An 18,042-nucleotide genomic window follows, 5' to 3' on the forward strand; every position below is an offset into this window, starting at 1 on the left:
AGGTCATCGTCAAGATTAAATTCCGAAACCCCATTTGCGAAAGCAGGTGGGGTTTTGTTTTGGGCGCTCGGAAAGTATTGAGAGGTTCGCTCGTCGGCCTGCACGACGATTATCCCCGACAAATTTGCACAGTTATTTCTGAAACAGACCACTAGAATAGGCACCTAACCTTTTTTAGAGTACGAGCCCTATCTATGCCCGATCCAGTTGATGCCATTGAGGTATCGGATCTACCACTGGACGATCTGGTGGCATGCCATGAGTGCGACTTGCTGATGCGTAAACCCGCGCTCGCCCTCGGTGAAAAAGCCCAATGCCCACGTTGTGGTTACGAGTTGTACGCTCACCGCCACAATGTCGTGGAGCGCAGCCTCGCCTTGGTGCTCGCCGCGTTGTTGTTGTACATCCCCGCGAACTTTCTGCCGATCATGCAGCTCAATCTACTCGGGCAGTCCTCGGAGGATACCGTCTGGAGCGGCGTAGTCGGCTTGTTCGATACCGGCATGCAAGGCGTTGCAGCCGTCGTATTCCTGTGCAGCATGGCGATTCCTTTGCTCAAGCTACTGTGTCAATTGACCGTGCTACTCAGCATTCGTTGGAAGGTCGGGCGAAGTTACGGTCTGCTGCTATACCGCATTTACCATCACATGAAAGATTGGGGGATGTTGGAGGTCTACCTCATGGGAGTGCTGGTGGCGATCGTCAAACTCGCCGACATGGCCTCCATTACGATAGGCCTGGGTCTGGTCTGCTTCGTCAGTTTATTAATGGTTCAAGTTCTGCTTGAGGTGGTGATGTCGCCCCACCAAATCTGGCAAGCGCTTTCAGGAGAGGATGATCATGCGGGCGATTGATGCAGGCATTCTGATTTGTACCGAATGCCATGAATTGAACAAACAAGAACCGGATGCGGACGAGCAGACCTGCACCCGTTGCGGTGCGCTCGTGCATGCACGTCGCCCCAATAGCCTCACGCGTACCTGGGCCCTGCTGATCACCGCCGCGATTCTGTATATCCCCGCCAACCTGTTACCGATCATGACCATCAATTCACTCGGCCAGGGCAGCCCCAGCACCATCATGTCCGGGGTGATAGAACTGGTTCAGCACGGTATGTTTCCCATCGCCGCTGTCGTATTTATCGCCAGTATCCTGGTACCGACATTCAAGCTGGTGGGCATTGGTCTGCTACTGTTTTCGGTGCAGCGTCACCAACCGCTGTCCGCGCAACAACGTATTGTGATGTACCGTTTTATCGAGTTCATTGGACGTTGGTCCATGTTGGACATCTTCGTGATCGCCATTCTGGTGGCGGTCGTAAACTTTGGACGGCTTGCCAGCGTCGAGGCTAACCTCGGTGCGGCGGCGTTCGCCAGTGTGGTGATCTTGACGATGCTTGCCGCAGTAACTTTCGATCCCCGACTGATTTGGGATAACACGGAGTCGGACGACGACCATGAGTGATTTGCCTAAAGCTAAAACACGCCCAGCTTCCAACTGGTCGGCCATTTGGGTGTTGCCCCTGATCGCCTTGATCATCGGTGGCTGGCTGGGATGGCGCGCCTATTCACAACAGGGCATCGAGATCCAGGTGCGCTTCGAAAGCGGCGAAGGTATTCAGGTCAACAAGACTGAAGTGGTCTACAAAGGCATGCCGGTGGGCAAGGTCAAGGCGCTGGCCCTGGACGACGAAGGCAACAATCGCGGGGTGATCGCCACCATCGAGATGAACAAGGATGTCGATCAATACCTCAAGACCAACACGCGCTTCTGGTTGGTCAAGCCCAGTGTCAGCCTTGCCGGCATCACCGGTCTGGAAACCCTGGTTTCGGGTAACTACATCGCCGCCAGCCCTGGCGATGGCGAGCCGACACGCAAGTTCAAGGCGCTGTCCGAGGAACCGCCGTTATCGGACGCCAAACCCGGTCTGCACCTGACCATCAAGGCCGACCGTCTCGGTTCGTTGAACCGTGGCAGTCCCGTGTTCTACAAACAGATCCAGGTCGGCCAGGTCAAAAGCTACCTGCTGTCCGAGGACCAGAGCACCGTCGAAATCAAGGTCTACATCGAGCCGACCTACGCCAGCCTGGTGCGTAAACACACGCGCTTCTGGAACGCCAGCGGCATCAGCATCGACGCCAACCTGTCCGGCGTAAAAGTGCGCAGCGAATCACTCTCCAGCATCGTCGCTGGCGGTATCGCTTTCGCCACACCCGAAAACCGCAAAGACAGCCCACCCACCGATCCGAGCCTGCCCTTCCGTCTGTACGAAGACTTCGATGCCGCCGCCGCCGGCATCCGCGTCAAGGTCAAGCTCACCGACTTCGAGGGCTTGCAGGCTGGACGTACGCCGGTGATGTACAAAGGCATCCAGGTCGGTACCCTCAAAACCCTGAAGATAGACCCGGACCTCTCCAGCGCCAACGCGGAGCTGACCCTCGACCCCTTGGCCGAAGACTATCTGGTACAGGACACCCAATTCTGGGTGGTCAAGCCTTCCATCTCCCTGGCCGGCATCACAGGCCTGGAAGCGCTGGTAAAAGGTAACTACATCGCTGTTCGTCCGGGTGACAAAGGGACTGCACCCCAGCGCGAATATGTGGCCCGCGCCAAGGCGCCACCGCTGGATCTGCGCTCCCCGGGCCTGCACATGGTGCTGTTCACCGACAGCCTCGGGTCTTTGGATGTCGGCAGTCCGATCCTCTACAAACAGGTCAAGGTCGGCTCGGTGCAGAGCTACCAGTTCTCGCGTAAGAACAAGCAACTGGTGATCGGTGTTCACATCGAGAAGGAATACGAAAACCTGGTGAACGGCTCAACGCGGTTCTGGAATGCCAGCGGTGTCACGCTGACCGGAGGTCTTACTGGTGGCATCCAGGTCAAGAGTGAATCCCTGGCCAGCCTGATGGCCGGGGGCATCGCCTTCGAAACGCCGGAGCCAAACGTACCGCTGAAAAAGCGCATCCCGCGTTTCCGCCTGTTCGCTGACCGCGAGGCCGCGAATCAACACGGTACGCTGATCACTCTCAAGGTTGACCGCGCTGATGGCCTGCGCCCTGGCACTGCCGTGCGTTTCAAAGGCCTGGATGTGGGCAAGGTCGAAAGCGTCGACCTCAGTGCCGACATGCAATCGGTGCTGCTCAGTGCACGTATTACCCAAGTGGCGGACCGAATTGCGCGCGTCGGCACTCAGTTCTGGATCGTCAAGCCTGAGTTGGGCTTGATGAAGACTTCCAACCTGGAAACCCTGGTCACCGGTCAGTACATCGAAGTGCAGCCGGCAGCGAAAAGTGCAGGCCCACAAAAGAGTTTCGTCGCCCTGGACCAACCGCCCGAAGCCGTCCATCAGGAACAAGGCTTGAGCCTGGTCCTCAGCGCCGCGCGGCGTGGATCGCTGAAAGAGGGCGTACCGGTCACCTACCGCGAAGTCACCGTGGGCAAAGTCACCGGCTACGAGTTGGGCCAGACCGCCGACCGCGTGTTGGTGCACATTCTGATCGAGCCCAAATACGCGCCGCTGGTGCGCAGCGGTAGCCGCTTCTGGAACACCAGTGGGTTTGGCCTGGACTTCGGCTTATTCAAAGGCGCGACCGTACGCACTGAGTCTCTGGAAACCCTGGTCGCCGGTGGCATTGCCTTTGCCACCCCGGACGGCGAGCGCATGGGCAATGCTGCGCGACCGCAGCAGACCTTCCCGCTGTTCGACAAGTTTGAAGATGAATGGCTGACCTGGGCGCCTAAAATTCCGCTCGGTAAGTAGACCCAGGCGCCGCCATCGGGGGCTTGCTCCCGATGAGACCGGCACAGACACAAAAAAGGCCCCTGGATTCTCCCCAGGGGCCTTTGTGTTTCAGCGGAAAAAATTAAACCTCATCCAGCTCCGGTTCATCCGCCTGCACATTCACAGTGGCCTTCACCACATCGTGACGACGGATGTACTTCCAGTCCGCCTCATCGATGTAGATCCCGTTCGGCCCGCTGCCGCCTTCCAGGTCGATCGCCACCTGGGCGGACACCTGTGGCTTCACACTGGCCAGAATCGGCACAAAGCCCAGTTGCAGGCTGGTTTCCAACAGCGCTGCCTGGTTCTTTTCATCGATGTCTGCCGCTTCATCGAGGTAGTACGGCAAACGCACGCGCCCGGCCTGGTCGCGGTCCATCAAGTGCAGCAACAAGTACATGTTGGTCAGCGCCTTGATGGTCATGGTCGTGCCGTTGGAGGCCGCGCCATCGATGTCGGTGTGAATCACCGGCTGGCCATGCACCTTGGTGATTTCGAACGCCAGCTCGAACAAATCCTTGAGGCCCAGTTGGTTATGGTTGGCCGCCACCAGGCGGGCCAGGTACTCCTTGGCCTCTTCGTTCTTGTTGTCTTGCTCGGCGCTCTGGCTGAGGTCGAATACCGACAGGGTTTCGCCTTCTTCATACTGACCGGCACTGTGGATAATCTGGTCGATATGCTTGAGCGCTTCCTTGTTCGGCGCCAGTACGATGCGGAAGCTTTGCAGGTTGGACACCTGGCGCTTGTTGATCTCGCGGTTGAACAACGCCAACTGGTGTTCCAGGCTGTCGTAGTCGCTGCGGATATTGCGCAAGGTCCGTGCGATATCGGTGACGGCTGCGCGGCGTGCCTTGCCCAGCGTCAGCGCCTCGTCGGTACGGTGTGCATAGGCGTTGATCAGCAGTTGCAGGCGGCGCTCGACGTCGTCCTCGCTGTCGAACTTGGCCACCCCCTTGAGACGCACCTGAGCATACAGCGCCTCGATCTGGCCATCGGCGCGCAGCAGGCCCTGCCAACTGTCCTGATAGTCGTTGAGCAGCGGCAGCAGGTTGTCCATGGAATCGTCGACCGGGTCCATGAACGGCGTGCCGAACGGCAGGTCCGCCGGCAGCAACTGGCGACGGCGCAAGGCGTCATCCAGCGTTCGTTGCTTGGCTTCCATATCACCGATCTGGCGACCGACCAGTTGCAGCTTGGCCGACAGTTGCTGGACGCGTTCGGTGAAGGCGTCGCTGGAGCGCTTCAATTCATCCTGCGCCGCTTCCATCTGCGCCAGGTTTTCCAGCTTCTCGCCTTCTTCGGCGCTCAGGGTTTGCGCGCGACGGAAGTCTTCCAGGGCCTTTTGCGCATCCAGCACTTGCTGATACAGCGCTTCGGTCTGGGTCTTGCTCGCCGCGCGGTCAGACGCTACCGCCTGCTGCGTCTTGAGCTGCTTGAGTTCTTTCTCCAGACGTTCCTTCTGGTCACGCAAGGCCGCGCGGTCCGCCAGAGCCTGCAATGCCGGCGGCTCGATGTGCGAGATGTCAATGGACAGCCCCGGCACTTCAAAGCGCTCACCCTTGAAACCATCGAGGATCTGCTCCAGGGATTTGACCCACTGGCCGTCCTCATCCAGCGTGATGCCATGCTCGCCCAACGGCAGGCTGAACAACGCGCTGTTGAACAGGCGCATCAGGCGCTCGACATCCTGCTGCGAGAATTCTTCGCGCAGCTTGGCGTAACTGTTGTTATCCGCGTGATCGAGTTGCTGCCTGACCGACTTCAACCGTTTTTCCAGGTCGCGCAGACGCTCGTCCAGATCTTCGGCGCTGAACTGCCGCGACTGTGCCAGAGCACCCGCGAGTTCATCGTGAGCATCCTTGGCCGCCAGCAATTGCTGTTCCAGCACTTTCACGTCATCGACCAGGGCAAAGCGATGCTTGAGCACCGACAGCTCGCCCAGCCAGCGCTGGATGCCGCTGATTTCGCGCTCCAGGCGCATCAGCTCCTGGGTACCGCCACGCTGGTCGTTCTGCAGCGCGTCCTGCTCGTTGCGGTAGTGCTCGGCCTGGATAGTCAGCTCCTCCTTGCGTGCACTTGCGTAGTCCGACCAGGTGCCCAGCAGCGAATCCAGCAGCGGCGACAGGCGATGCAGTTTGCCGCGCAGGATGTCGCGCTGTTTCACGCCATTGGCCAGTGCCTCGACCAACGGGCCGGCGGCGACCAGTGAGTTGTAGTCCTGTTCCATGCGTCGTACATCGCGGAAGGCTTCTTCACATGCGGCGATGTAATCCACGCTGCCGGAACGCAGGCTGTGTTCGAAGGCATCCAGAAACAATTGCTTGAGCTTGGCCGCGGTGATTTCGCGCATGTGCAGCAGGTTGATAAACAGCGCGCGGAAGGTCTTAAGGCTCTGTTCGCTGGTGGAACGCAACGGGATCAGTGTCAGGTCCAGCGGGATTGACGTGTGGCCGCCGACCAGCAAACGGCGCAGTTCATCGGGCTTGAGTTCGTAGGCTTTCAGGCCTTCGCGCTCAAGGTTGGTGAACAGCTCTTTCTGACGCAGGCAGGTGTCGTTCTTCTGGTAGTGAGCCAGGTCCAGCTTGCCCGCGTAGGCAAAGAACTGGTGACCGAAACCGCCGCCGGGGCCGCGACCGACCACGCCAATGACATGCGGGCCATGGGGCAGGGAGACTTCCACCAGGATGTAGCTGGTGTCGGTAGCAAAGTAGAAGCGTCGCGATTGTTCCAGGGTGTACTTGCCGAAACTCATGTCCGACATGCGCGCCAGGATCGGGAACTGCAAGGCGTTGATCGACGCGGATTTACCCAGGTTGTTGGCGCCATACACCGACAACGGTTCTTCCAGCGGGAACAAACCCAGGCTGTAACCGGCGGTATTCAATAGGGCGAAGCGGCGGATGCCGTAGCGTTCCTTGCTCATGCATCGGTCTCCTGTTCTTCGGCAATGGCGCGGGCCAGGGCGTCTTCTTCGCTTTCGTCTGCAAAGTCGCTCAAGTCGAGCGGGTCATCGGTCTTCAGCAGTTTTTCATCGCTGTCTTCGTCGATGATCACTGGCGCAGGCAACGGCAACACACTGTGCACGCTGGCCGCCAGGTCACGGTCCTGCTGCACCGACAGGCACACGTCGAGGAAACGGTGCATGGGCGGCAGGAAGCGATAGATGCCGCTGTCTTCGCTGGCAAAACCCAGCTGGGTCATGCGGCGCATGATTTTTTCTTCGAGTTCTTCCTGGGTCTGCACTTCGGCCTGGATAAACAGGTCGCGGTATTTTTCCAGCAGGGACGGCAACTCATCGCGGCCCAGGCTGCCACCGTCGAGCACGGCGATCGGGTCACGGCCCTGATCGGCCAGGTGCTCGACGATGATGAAGGTGAACAGCGCCAGGCGCTGGGCGGTCTTGTTCACCTGCGCGCTGGCGATGGCGGAGTCCGGTACGAAATAGTAGAAACCACGGGTATCGCAGACCAGCTCAAAGCCCAGCGCTTTGAACAGCGTGCGGTACTGGTCCTGGAAGTTCGACAGTTGCGTGTACAGCTCCGGGTCACGGCGGCTGACGTGGTAACCCTTGAACAGCTCGCGAAAGATCGGCGCCAGTTGGGACAGTTCGGAAAGATCAAGATGCATAAGGGGTGCTCGCAGAAGTCTCGGCCGCATCAGGGCTGGCCGGGAGCAGGGCGAATGAGCGCAGGCTGACCTGATGCTCGTGTGTGTGGTAGTCGCGGCGTTCCAGGCGCTCGCGTTTGAAGCGTTTTTCCCGCGAGAGGCGCGAGAACCAGTACAGCAATTCGTCGGTGGCGCCGTCCGGTTCCTGCTCCAGCAGCCAGGTCATCAGGTCCGGCATTGGCAGCGCGTCTTCGCAGCGCTCGAGCATTTCCTTGACCGTGCGCGGCGCGCGCTGGGCTTCGCCCTTGTGGGATTTGTGCGCCTTGGGAAAACGCGCCGGTTTCGGCTCGAAATTCGCCAGTGCATACACATAGGCTTCGACCTGGCTGGCACTGCCGAGGAACGTACTTTGCGGCCGGGTGAACATCGGCATCGCGGCCTGTGGGACCGCATCCAGCCCTTTACGGCGGATGGCCGATAAGGCGAGCGCTGCGCCACGGGTGACGGCATTGTGCCGGCGCGCCTCTTCACGCAGTGGCAGCAGCAGCTCCCGCGCATGGCGCAACGTCAACTGGGCGCTGGTCTGCATTTCGAGGATGCGCGCGTGGGTGCGCAGCAGCATGTCGTCGTCCACTAGGTGGCCGAGGCGCTGTTGCTCGGTGAGCATGCGCAGCAGTACGTTTTCCACCTTGCGCACGCCTTGCTCGAAGGCGCCGTCGGCGTTCACCAGTTGGATCATTGGTTCGACGTATTCGTCCCAGGTTGCCAGGACTTCGGCGTAACGCTGGCGCAATGGGATCTGGCGGTCGCTGGTCTTGGCGCGGTCGGCCACGGCGGCGAGGGCCTGTTCGTCGTTGGCGAGTTTTTTCAGTACATCGCGCACGCGCATGTCCAACAGGCGCAGTTGACGGGCCAGGTCGTGGCCGTCGCGGATGTCGAAGGCATCCTGGATATAACCGGCCAGGCGCTCGAGGTGGCGCAGGTAGGCTTCAATCTCCAGGCACAGGCCGAGCCGGTGCTCCTTGCGCAGGTACGCCAGGAAGTCGTGGATTTGTGCGTTGAGCTCGAAACGGTTCGGGCTCTTGGCGACGGGCACCAGGATATCCAGGCGGATCCACACGTCCAGCAGGCTGGTGATGTCCTGGGGCGTGCTGTCCAATTGTTGGGCGGCCAGTTGCGCGCGCAGCTCGCCGAGGCTCAGGGTGCCTTGGTCGAAGTGTTCGCACAGTGGCTCAAGTAAGGCCCAGTGTTCGGCGAGGGCGCGCAGGACGCGCTTGGGTTCGATCATGGGAATGGCCGGCTGGTTGGCGATTAAAAGTCGCGATTGTACTGCATCAGGCGCGGGATTTATCCACAGCCGGTCAGTGCGCAGTGGGCGATTGTTACCGAACAGCGGTAGAATCCTCGCTCTTAACTTATCCACAAGTGGCCGAGCTGTGCTTATCGAGTCCCGACGTCGCGCTTACTTGACCGCCATGCAGGTGGTCAACTGGCTGCCCCGCACTGAACTGCCGTTTGCCGCGCCGTCGCGGCCGCAGCTGCTGCAGGCGCTTGAGCCCTATGAGGCGTTCGAGTCGTCGGGCGAGGAGGCCGCCGCGCCGGTGGCGCTGGTCAAGCCTGAGGCCCAGGCGCGCCCGGTGGTCGAGCGGGCCAGGATCGAGGTGCCGCGCCCGTCCGCCGTGGCCAAGCCTGTGGTTGCCGAAGAGGCTGTCACGGTGGTCAAGGCGCCCGTCGTGCCGCCGCCGCGCTTTGCCCTGCAATTGCTGCGCGCCGGTCGCTGCCTGCTGTTGGTGGAATTGCCCACCGGCGAGCGTTTCCAGACCCGCGACCCTGCCTACATGCTGCTCAAAGACATGTTGCGCGCCGCCGGCCTGCCCGACAGCCCGCAAATTGTCGGCGACCCGGTGCGCTGGCCGCTGCTGGTACGCGGCAACATGGACCAGGGCCCCGAAGCGGCGCGAGATTTTGTACAGGGTTTTGTTTCGGCGCGCCTGGAAGACGAACCCTGTGTGTGCCTGTGGCTGATCGGCCTGCCCGCCGTACGGTTTGCCGGCGAGGCGAATGCCGAAGCCTGGTACCGCGAGCTGCAGGTCGAAGGCCTGGGTTCGGTGTGGGCCCTGCCGGGCCTGGAATTATTAATGGAAGAGCCACAGCGTAAGGCTGATGTCTGGCAAGCCATGCGCCGGCTGATGGCGCGCTGGAAAACAACCGATGAGTGAGGCTTTATCTTTCCGCCCGATGACCGAGGCCGACCTCGATGCCGTGCTGAAAATCGAATACGCGGCGTTCAGCCATCCCTGGACGCGCGGGATCTTTCTCGACGGGCTGGGCAAGTACCAGATCTGGCTGATGTTCGAAGGTGAGCAGCAGGTGGGGCACGGCGTGGTGCAGATCATCCTCGATGAGGCGCACCTGCTGAACATCACCGTCAAACCGGAAAACCAGGGGCGTGGTCTGGGGCTGGCGCTTTTGGAGCACCTGATGTCCCGCGCTTACGCAGCGAACGCTCGGGAGTGCTTCCTGGAGGTGCGTGACAGCAATACCGGCGCGTTTCGCCTGTATGAGCGCTATGGCTTCAACGAGATTGGCCGTCGGCGGGACTATTACCCCGCGGTCGGTGGCCGCGAAGATGCGGTGGTCATGGCTTGCACGCTCGTCGATTAAACACAGCGCCAATGTGGGAAGGGGGCTTGCTCCCGATAGCGGTGTATCAGTGACCTATCAGTCCCTGACCCCTGCTATCGGGAGCAAGCCCCTCCCACATTTCAATCAGCGCTTGCCGTTGAGCGGGTCCAGATCGGCCAGCTCGGCCTCATCCAATCCGTTTCCGCCGCCGATGTCATCTTCACCAACGACGCTCAAGTCATAGTCCGCCGCGTTATCTTCACCTTCCTCCCGCGCATCCCGCGCACCGTCCTCATGGATCAGCGTTTCCGGGCTCATATCGTCATCGGTCGACTCATGGTCATCCGTCGACGCCCCGGTCAGCCCAGCCTCGCGTACCCGTTCGCCGGGCATCAGATGGTCGCGTTCGCGGCGCGGCAGTTCGTCGCCGATTTCCGCTGTCTGGTCCTGCTCGTCAAAATCCAGCTCACGCATCTCACCCATGCGGTCTTCATTGTCATCAATCGGTTCGGGCTGGGTAGCGCCGTAGGGACGTCGTGATTCAGTCATGGCCAATCCTCATACTGTGGGGCATATAGTGTGTGGACAGGCACAGCTACCCAAAGATTCAAGCTGATTGGCGTTCGGCGTGACCTGGACGACGGGTCGTCAGTCACACACCTGCGCATCATTCCTGAGGCTTTCCTGATGAACGAACTACAAGACCTGCTTGATAACAACGAACGCTGGGCGGATGCGATCAAACAGGAAGATCCCGAATTCTTCGCCAAGCTCGCCCGCCAGCAAACCCCGGAATACCTGTGGATTGGCTGCTCCGATGCCCGCGTACCGGCCAACGAGATCGTCGGCATGCTGCCGGGTGATCTGTTCGTACACCGCAACGTCGCCAACGTCGTGCTGCACACCGACCTCAACTGCCTGTCGGTGATCCAGTACGCGGTCGATGTACTCAAGGTCAAACACATCCTCGTGACCGGCCACTACGGCTGCGGCGGCGTGCGGGCCTCGATGCAGGACCGCCAGTTCGGCCTGATCGACGGCTGGCTGCGTACCATCCGTGACCTCTACTACGAAAACCGCGACGTGCTGGCTCAGTTGCCAACCGAAGAGGAGCGCGTGGACCGCATGTGCGAGCTGAACGTGATTCAGCAGGTGGCCAACGTCGGTCATACCAGCATTGTGCAAAACGCCTGGCACCGTGGGCAGAGCCTGTCGATCCATGGCTGCATCTACGGCATCAAGGATGGTCGCTGGAAGAGCTTGAACACGACCATCAGTGGCTTCGAGCAACTGCCGCCGCAATATCGCCTGCGCCCGTTGGGCGAAGCCTAAGGCCGTTTGCGCATCCGCCACTGAGCCATGAACGCCTGCCCTTCGGCGTTCAACGACTCCTGGCTGCCGGTGATCCAGCCCCGGCAGTTCAGCTCGCCGCATTGGCAGGCGAACTGCCGGAACAGGGCGTCCTCGGTGCTGGCGTAGTCCAGGGTCAGCAGGGCGCCGGCGGCGATGGGCACCAGGGTCCAAAGCTCCAGGTAGGTGGTGTCGAAGAATACATTCGGGTTGCAGGAATGCTGCAACCGGCCGCAGAACCAACAATCGTACAAGTGGATGCGTGGCGATAGCTGCAGCGTGTGCAGACGGCGTTCGCCCACGGCATAGCCGGAGACTTTGGCGATGCGTATACGCCCGTCCAGGGCTCGGCGAGCCTTGATGCCACCCTCCTTGTCAGCCGCGGTCGGCACGACCCGAAATAACTCGGTCGACGGGTAGCCGTGTTCAATCAACAGCGTCTTGAAGGGGTAAAGACAGTCACTGACAGCGGTATTGGCCTTATCCAGGGGGCGAGTCTTCATAACTCTCCTTGGTTAGGCTGCATCGACCTGCGAGTGGTGCTTGACTTCCAGTCTTGCAGCGGATGGACTCAGCTCAAGACTCGCTTAACTTGGATCCGATTTCTACTGTCAAATATGACAGTAGAAGTCGATCGTTTTTTGTGCGGCTTATAGCGCTGGAACCGTGATTGTGGGGGTTGGCGCTGCGTTCTTCAGCTGTTTCAACTGAGTTTTGATCGCTGGCGTAGCGCATTTGGCATTCGCCTGCTCCGGGCTCAGCTCGCGCACCGAGGTGTAGAACAACTCGCAGGTCTGCTCCTTGCGCGTGACTTGCCAGGTGTTCATGCAGGCCTTGAGCAGTACATTCGGGTCGCTCGCCGGCTTCTGGCCCATTCCCGCCTGCCAGCAAGCGGCGCTCAAATCCTGGCCCATCACCTTCAAGCCGGCATCGTCGGCCTTTTGCTCGTTGCCTTCATAGGTCGCGGGGTCGGCGGCATACCAGATATAGCTGGGATGGTTAGAGCCCAATACCGAAACGCTTCTGCCGGTTTCCGGGCTGATCTGCGCCAGGCCCAGTACGCCTACGGTTTGCCCGTATTGCTGTTTGATCCAGTTGCGCACCGGCGCGCCGAACGCCACCATCGGCAACGAGCCGGTGGGGCGCAGGCTCAGTTCCTTGACCATGCGCGTCTGGTAATCGGTGAAATAGCTGTAGACACCCTCCAGGTCTTTGCCCGCGTTGGACGGCGCCGCGATGGGAGCGATATCGATGATGGTCTGGTAGGCCGCTGTCTCGGCCATCGGTACGCCGTTGTCGGTGAGCAACGCGGCCCAGCGGTCGGTGGTTTTGGATTCCAGATAATCCTGGGCCTGGGTCAGCGAGTAGTCCGGTGGGAAGTGCAGCAACTCAATACTCTTGCGATTTTCCAGGGCCATGCCCAACGGCAGGAACAGGTACCAGTTATAGGCCCATTTGCCATCGCTGTTGAGTTTGCTGGCGCCCTGGTAGGCGAGGTCGGCGGTATCGAGCAGCATCGTCAGGGGCTGGCCATAATTGTCGGGCACGCCGCTGAAGGTGGCCGTTATCTGTCCCTCATGGACCTTGACGCTGACCTTGGCTCGGCTGTAGCCGTCGCGCTGCACACTCTGGTTCAGGTAGTGCTCGGCGGTCTGCTCCAGCGTCCAGGGCCGAACACAGATCACGTTGCAATTATTGGGATAAGCGAACAACTGGGTGACGCGTTGCGTGCTGCCCAGGGGTACTTCGACGTCCGCCTGTACGACCGCACTGGCCATCAGTGCGGCCAGGGCTAGGGACAGCCTGGTCGGTTTGAACATAATTGATTCCTTGTCAGCGAAAGCCCGTCTGCGCGGGTTGAAGGCCCACTCCCACACAGTAGCGGTTGACCAGGAAAACCGCGTGCTAAATCGCCGGGCATGTCGCTATTGGATAAGCGTCCTATAGGTTAAACAGCAGCGCATTAGTCAAATCGCCCATGGGCTTCTGTCCGCGTGCAGTCATGGCATCATCGCGCTGCTTGAGGCCATCCAGGGTCTCCAGTCCGAATACCCGGGTGATCAAACGCAGGATCGACGCAGTGTCGTACACCGTATGGTCCACCGTGCCTTTTCGCGCGAACGGCGACACCACCAGCGCCGGAACCCGTGTGCCTGGGCCCCAGCGGTCGCCTTTGGGCGGCGCCACGTGGTCCCACCAGCCGCCGTTTTCATCGACCGTCACCACCACCACCATGTTTTTCCACTGTGGGCTTTCCTGCAGCACTTTCAAGGCGCGCGCGATATGGCGGTCGCCCGAGGCCACGTCGGCGTAACCGGCGTGCATGTTCAGGTTGCCCTGGGGTTTGTAGAAGGTCACGGCCGGCAGCTTGCCCGCCTGTGCGTCGGCAAAGAATTTGTTGGTGCTGGACTCATCGCCCAGGCCGGCGTCGCGCAGGCGCTTGTTACGCTCGGCGCGGTTCTCGGGCCCCTGTTGCTTGAAATAGTTGAACGGCTGATGGTGGTACTGGAAATTCGGGATTTTCGGGATGCCGCCCGAGTCCTTGAATTGATCCAGCGTCGCCTGCCAGGCGCCCGCGTACCAGGCCCAGTCCACGTTCTTTTTCGACAGCTTGTCGCCGATGTGCTCGTGGGTTTGCGGCACCAGCACGTTGGGCAGGTCGGCCTTGGCGTAGTCCGGTTTTTCCGGGTCGCGAATCCAGGTCGGCCAGTACGGCGGGGCCAGGGTATTCACGGCGTAACCGTCCGGGGTCAACGCGCTGGGGCCGAACTGCGGCGGGCCGGCCATGGCGCTGGCCGGGGATTTTTCCAGAGGCTTGAGGCGCGTGTCGGTCGGGTCGTCGCTTTGCAGCGTGGCGATCTGCGCCTTGGCCACCGATTGCGCGGCATTCGGGTAGACCGGTGCGGTGGCGCTGATCAGGTATTGATGGTTCAGGAACGAGCCGCCGAACGCACCCTGGAAGAAGTTATCGCAGAGCACAAATTCCTTGGCCACGTCCCACAGGCGCAGGGCGTAACGGCTCTGGGCGTAATGGCCCATCACCAGGCCGCCGGAATCGGCCCAGGCGACAAAACCGTCGTTCTTGCCGCCGTTGATCTGCATCTGGTTCTGGTAAAACACGTGCCATAGGTCGCGGGTGACCAGGCTCAAGGGCAGGTCTTCACCATTCGGGCCTTTGAGGGCATAGGGCGCGTTGGGCAGGTTGTCCTGAAATTGCACTTCGCTGGGGTACGTGACCCCGTCCACCGTTTGCGGGCCGACCTGCAGTACGCCGCCCCAGGACGGGGGCAGGGTGGACAAGACGCTGCCATCGCGGTCGCGTTGCTGGTAATCGTTGGCCTTAAGGGCCGACAGTGGTTTCTCAACGCCTGGGAAGTCAGCAAATAAATTATTGAAACTGCGGTTCTCGGCATAGATCACCACCACGGTTTTCACCTGGTCGCGCAGGGCTTTGTCCAATTCTTGTGGGGTCAGCGGCCGCGTCACCGGTTTGCCCGGTGTTTCGCTGGTATTGCCGCAGGCACTCAAGGTCGCGCCAACCCCCAGCACCGCCGCGCCTGCGAGGAAGCGTCGACGGCTGGTGTCTACCGCCGGTTGGATGGCGGAATCGGAGGAAGGGCGGTCTTCGTGCTCATCACTCATTGCGGAGAGTCCTTGGCGAGTTGTTGCAAGATATTTCGCAGGACGGTAGCAATGCAATGTGACGGAATTAAGGCAGCCTCAAGTCCCAAGCTTCAAGCGGCAAGCTTGAAGCTGACAACTTGAAGCTTTTCGCTGCTTCTAAGGCATCACCGGCGGCAAATACTTCAACGTCGTCCCCAGCGCCCACAACAAAAACAGCACCAACGGCGTGTGCACCAGCAACTGCACAAACGAAAATCCGATCAAGTCCCGCGCTTTCAGCCCCAGCACGCCCAGCAGCGGCAGCATATAGAAAGGGTTGATCAAATTCGGCAGCGCTTCGGCGGCGTTGTAGATCTGTACCGACCAGCCCAGGTGGTATTGCAGGTCATTGGCCACTTGCATCACGTATGGCGCTTCGATGATCCACTTGCCGCCGCCCGACGGGATAAAGAAGCCCAGCACCGCCGAGTACACGCCCATCAGCAGCGCGTAGGTATCGTGTGATGCGATGGAGGTGAAGAAGGTCGAGATATGGTGCGCCAGGGTCTGGCCGTCGCCGCCCTTGACCACGGTCATCAGTGCGGCGATCGAGCCGTACAGTGGGAACTGGATCAGCACACCGGTGGTGGTCGGCACCGCACGGGCCACGGCATCGAGGAAGCTGCGCGGGCGCCAGTGCAGCAGTGCGCCGACCATGATGAACAGGAAATTATAGGTATTGAGCCCCGAAATCGCGCTGATTGCCGGCTTGGTCGAGAACTCATGGAACAGCCAACCGGCCGCCAGCAGCGCCAGCAAAATCGTCAGCAGCGGGCTGTGTTCCAGCCATTCGCCGGGGCGGCTCGGCGCTTGTGGCTTGGGCAGGTTGAAGGCCGGGTCGACACCGCAAGCCTTGGCGTCTCGTGCGCTGTTCGGGCCGGGCGCGGTGGCATAGGCGATGATCAGCGACACCACGATCAACGCCAGCAGCAGTACGCCGGATTGCCACAGGAAGATGGTCTCGGTGAAGGGGATCATCCCCGTGATCGACAAGATCGACGGCGGCAAACTGCCCGGGTTGGCCTGCAACTGCGCGGCCGACGACGACAAGCCCAGCGCCCACACGGCACCGAGGCCCAGATAAGCCGCGGCACCGGCCGCGCGGTAGTCCATGCGCAAATCGGTACGGCGGGCCAGCGCGCGTACCAGCAAGCCGCCGAACACCAGGGACAGGCCCCAGTTGAGCAGTGAGGCGACCATGGAAATCAACGCCACCCATGCCACGGCGGAGCGGCCGTTTTTCGGGATGCGCGCCAGGCGGTCAATCAACTTCACTGCCGGCGGCGAGCTGGCGACCACGTATCCACCGATCACCACAAAGGCCATCTGCATGGTGAACGGGATCAGGCTCCAGAACCCATCGCCAAACGCCTTGGCGGCGTCGGTCGGTGCGGCGCCCATGCCCAGGGTCGCCACGGCGACGATGATCACCGCAAGCGCGGCGAATACCCAGGAGTCAGGGAACCAGCGCTCGGCGAAATTGGAGCAGCGCAGGGCAAAACGGGCATAGCGGCTTTCTTCGATAGCGTCGGCCACGAGACATACCTCTTGTAATTATTAGGATGGCGGCAGTTTTCGCGCATGTTCCTCCACGTCAATTGATATGGGAATGCAGTTATCTTCATCGATCCATGAGGAAAACAAATATATCTGCCGCGATTGCCATCACCCGGCTCAGCTCATAACCTGCACGCCATTTTTGTTTGTCTGCCGAGCCTTGCCATGACTGCCACCTTTTCCCCGCAGGCGCAGCGTTTCTCTCGCTCCGACTACAAAACCCTGGGCCTGGCCGCCCTGGGCGGGGCCCTGGAAATCTACGACTTCATTATTTTCGTGTTTTTCGCGCTGACCCTCAGCCAACTGTTCTTCCCGCCCGAAATGCCCGAGTGGCTGCGCCTGCTGCAAAGCTTCGGCATCTTCGTCACCGGCTACCTGGCGCGCCCGTTGGGCGGCATCCTGATGGCGCACTTTGCCGATCACTTGGGACGCAAGCGCGTGTTCAGCCTCAGCATCCTGATGATGGCGTTGCCCTGCCTGCTGATCGGGATCATGCCGACCTACGCGCAAATCGGTTATTTCGCACCGTTGATCCTGCTGGTACTGCGCGTGCTGCAAGGCGCTGCGGTGGGTGGCGAAGTGCCCAGCGCTTGGACCTTCGTGGCCGAGCACGCACCACGCCATCATCGGGGTTATGCCTTGGGGTTCCTGCAAGCCGGCCTGACATTTGGCTACCTGCTCGGCGCACTGACGGCAACATGCCTGGCGCAAATCTTCACCCCCGCCGAAATCCTCGACTACGCCTGGCGTTTTCCCTTCCTGCTCGGCGGTGTGTTCGGCGTGATCGGCGTGTGGCTGCGCCGCTGGCTCAGCGAAACCCCGGTGTTCCTCGAAATGCAGGCGCGCCGCCAGGCAGCCGCTGAGCTGCCGCTGCGCACCGTACTGCGCGACCACCGCGCGGTGTTGTTGCCGGCGATGATTCTCACCTGCGTGCTCACCTCTGCCGTGGTGGTCCTCGTCGTCATCACCCCGACCATGATGCAAAAAACCTTCGGCATGAGCCCCAGCTACACCTTCGCCTTGAGCGCCTTGGGCATCGTGTTCCTGAACATCGGCTGCGTGCTCGCCGGCCTGCTGGTGGACCGCATCGGTGCCTGGCGCGCGGTACTGGTCTACAGCCTGTTGCTGCCGGTGGGGGTGTTTATCCTGTACGCCAGCCTGATCAGCGGCGGCGTCTGGTTGGGCGCGGCCTATGCCGTGGCGGGCTTGAGTTGCGGCGTGGTGGGCGCGGTGCCGTCGGTGATGGTCGGGCTGTTTCCGGTGCAGGTAAGGGTGTCGGGGATCTCCTTCACCTACAACATTGCCTATGCGCTGTGGGCGAGCACCACGCCGCTGATGCTGATCGCGCTGATGCCCACCAGCCCGTGGATTTGCGTGGGGTATTGCGTGGTGATGGGGGCGGTGGGGGTGGGGAGTGTGGCGCTGTTTGGCAAGCGCCACGCGTTGGCTGCCTAGGGGTA

The 18,042-nt window shown here is 60.8% G+C and carries 15 protein-coding genes; 7 read left to right on the forward strand and 8 right to left on the reverse strand.

What is annotated here, in order from left to right:
- The first annotated feature begins 194 nt into the window (after positions 1–194).
- The 3 genes from V6M90_RS24375 to V6M90_RS24385 are packed head-to-tail and all read left to right on the forward strand — an operon-like array spanning position 195 to position 3,760.
- Positions 195–854, forward strand: coding sequence for a paraquat-inducible protein A (locus tag V6M90_RS24375; protein WP_332847262.1), 660 nt, complete (start codon positions 195–197; stop codon positions 852–854).
- The gene (locus tag V6M90_RS24380; RefSeq protein WP_003171534.1) at positions 841–1,464 is read left to right on the forward strand and encodes a paraquat-inducible protein A; all 624 of its coding nucleotides are present in this window, start codon (positions 841–843) and stop codon (positions 1,462–1,464) included. Before V6M90_RS24375 ends, V6M90_RS24380 begins: the two co-directional genes overlap by 14 nt.
- A complete protein-coding gene (locus V6M90_RS24385) occupies positions 1,457–3,760 on the forward strand; it encodes a PqiB family protein (protein ID WP_141064299.1) in 2,304 nt (767 codons plus the stop codon). Before V6M90_RS24380 ends, V6M90_RS24385 begins: the two co-directional genes overlap by 8 nt.
- Before the next feature lie 103 nt (positions 3,761–3,863).
- Here V6M90_RS24385 and mksF read toward each other — a convergent pair whose 3' ends face one another.
- From mksF to mksB, 3 genes are read right to left on the reverse strand one after another with little or no spacing between them, the layout of a single operon-like run.
- Positions 3,864–6,704 carry an Mks condensin complex protein MksF gene (gene mksF / locus V6M90_RS24390; RefSeq protein ID WP_003171537.1) on the reverse strand — a complete coding sequence of 947 codons (2,841 nt, stop codon included), beginning with the start codon at positions 6,702–6,704 and terminating at the stop codon, positions 3,864–3,866.
- Complete coding sequence (gene mksE, locus V6M90_RS24395; protein WP_003171538.1) at positions 6,701–7,408, reverse strand: Mks condensin complex protein MksE; 708 nt, start codon at positions 7,406–7,408, stop codon at positions 6,701–6,703. Before mksE ends, mksF begins: the two co-directional genes overlap by 4 nt.
- The gene (mksB, locus tag V6M90_RS24400) at positions 7,398–8,675 is read right to left on the reverse strand and encodes an Mks condensin complex protein MksB (RefSeq protein ID WP_003171539.1); all 1,278 of its coding nucleotides are present in this window, start codon (positions 8,673–8,675) and stop codon (positions 7,398–7,400) included. The genes mksE and mksB overlap by 11 nt, the downstream gene beginning before the upstream one ends.
- A gap of 187 nt (positions 8,676–8,862) precedes the next feature.
- On the opposite strand from mksB, the gene V6M90_RS24405 reads away from it, so the two are divergent.
- The gene (locus tag V6M90_RS24405) at positions 8,863–9,606 is read left to right on the forward strand and encodes an energy transducer TonB (protein ID WP_332847286.1); all 744 of its coding nucleotides are present in this window, start codon (positions 8,863–8,865) and stop codon (positions 9,604–9,606) included.
- Positions 9,599–10,051 carry a ribosomal protein S18-alanine N-acetyltransferase gene (gene rimI / locus V6M90_RS24410; RefSeq protein WP_003188286.1) on the forward strand — a complete coding sequence of 151 codons (453 nt, stop codon included), beginning with the start codon at positions 9,599–9,601 and terminating at the stop codon, positions 10,049–10,051. Before V6M90_RS24405 ends, rimI begins: the two co-directional genes overlap by 8 nt.
- A gap of 105 nt (positions 10,052–10,156) precedes the next feature.
- On the opposite strand, the gene V6M90_RS24415 is transcribed toward rimI, so the two are convergent.
- Positions 10,157–10,561: a hypothetical protein gene (locus V6M90_RS24415; RefSeq protein ID WP_003171542.1), complete on the reverse strand. Its 405-nt coding sequence runs from the start codon at positions 10,559–10,561 to the stop codon at positions 10,157–10,159.
- Between the two features lie 138 nt (positions 10,562–10,699).
- Here V6M90_RS24415 and can point away from each other — a divergent pair, with 138 nt between their 5' ends.
- Entirely contained in the window at positions 10,700–11,344 is a 645-nt protein-coding gene (gene can / locus V6M90_RS24420) for a carbonate dehydratase (protein ID WP_003188288.1), read from the forward strand.
- Here can and V6M90_RS24425 read toward each other — a convergent pair.
- The 4 genes from V6M90_RS24425 to V6M90_RS24440 all read right to left on the reverse strand — a co-directional run bounded on the left by V6M90_RS24425 (position 11,341) and on the right by V6M90_RS24440 (position 16,561).
- Positions 11,341–11,865, reverse strand: a complete 525-nt coding sequence (locus V6M90_RS24425; protein ID WP_003171544.1) for an SET domain-containing protein — start codon at positions 11,863–11,865, stop codon at positions 11,341–11,343. The genes can and V6M90_RS24425 overlap by 4 nt on opposite strands.
- 147 nt (positions 11,866–12,012) lie before the next feature.
- Positions 12,013–13,182, reverse strand: coding sequence for a hypothetical protein (locus V6M90_RS24430; protein WP_332847263.1), 1,170 nt, complete (start codon positions 13,180–13,182; stop codon positions 12,013–12,015).
- Between the two features lie 121 nt (positions 13,183–13,303).
- Positions 13,304–15,004: an acid phosphatase gene (acpA, locus tag V6M90_RS24435; protein WP_332847264.1), complete on the reverse strand. Its 1,701-nt coding sequence runs from the start codon at positions 15,002–15,004 to the stop codon at positions 13,304–13,306.
- A gap of 138 nt (positions 15,005–15,142) precedes the next feature.
- Positions 15,143–16,561 (reverse strand): short-chain fatty acid transporter, encoded by a 1,419-nt coding sequence (locus V6M90_RS24440; protein ID WP_003171547.1) that lies wholly within the window; start codon positions 16,559–16,561, stop codon positions 15,143–15,145.
- 186 nt (positions 16,562–16,747) lie between these two features.
- Here V6M90_RS24440 and V6M90_RS24445 point away from each other — a divergent pair, with 186 nt between their 5' ends.
- Complete coding sequence (locus tag V6M90_RS24445) at positions 16,748–18,037, forward strand: MFS transporter (RefSeq protein ID WP_332847265.1); 1,290 nt, start codon at positions 16,748–16,750, stop codon at positions 18,035–18,037.
- Positions 18,038–18,042 lie beyond the last annotated feature (5 nt).

Source organism: Pseudomonas lactucae (assembly GCF_036688725.1).
Classification (GTDB): Bacteria; Pseudomonadota; Gammaproteobacteria; order Pseudomonadales; family Pseudomonadaceae; genus Aquipseudomonas; species Aquipseudomonas lactucae.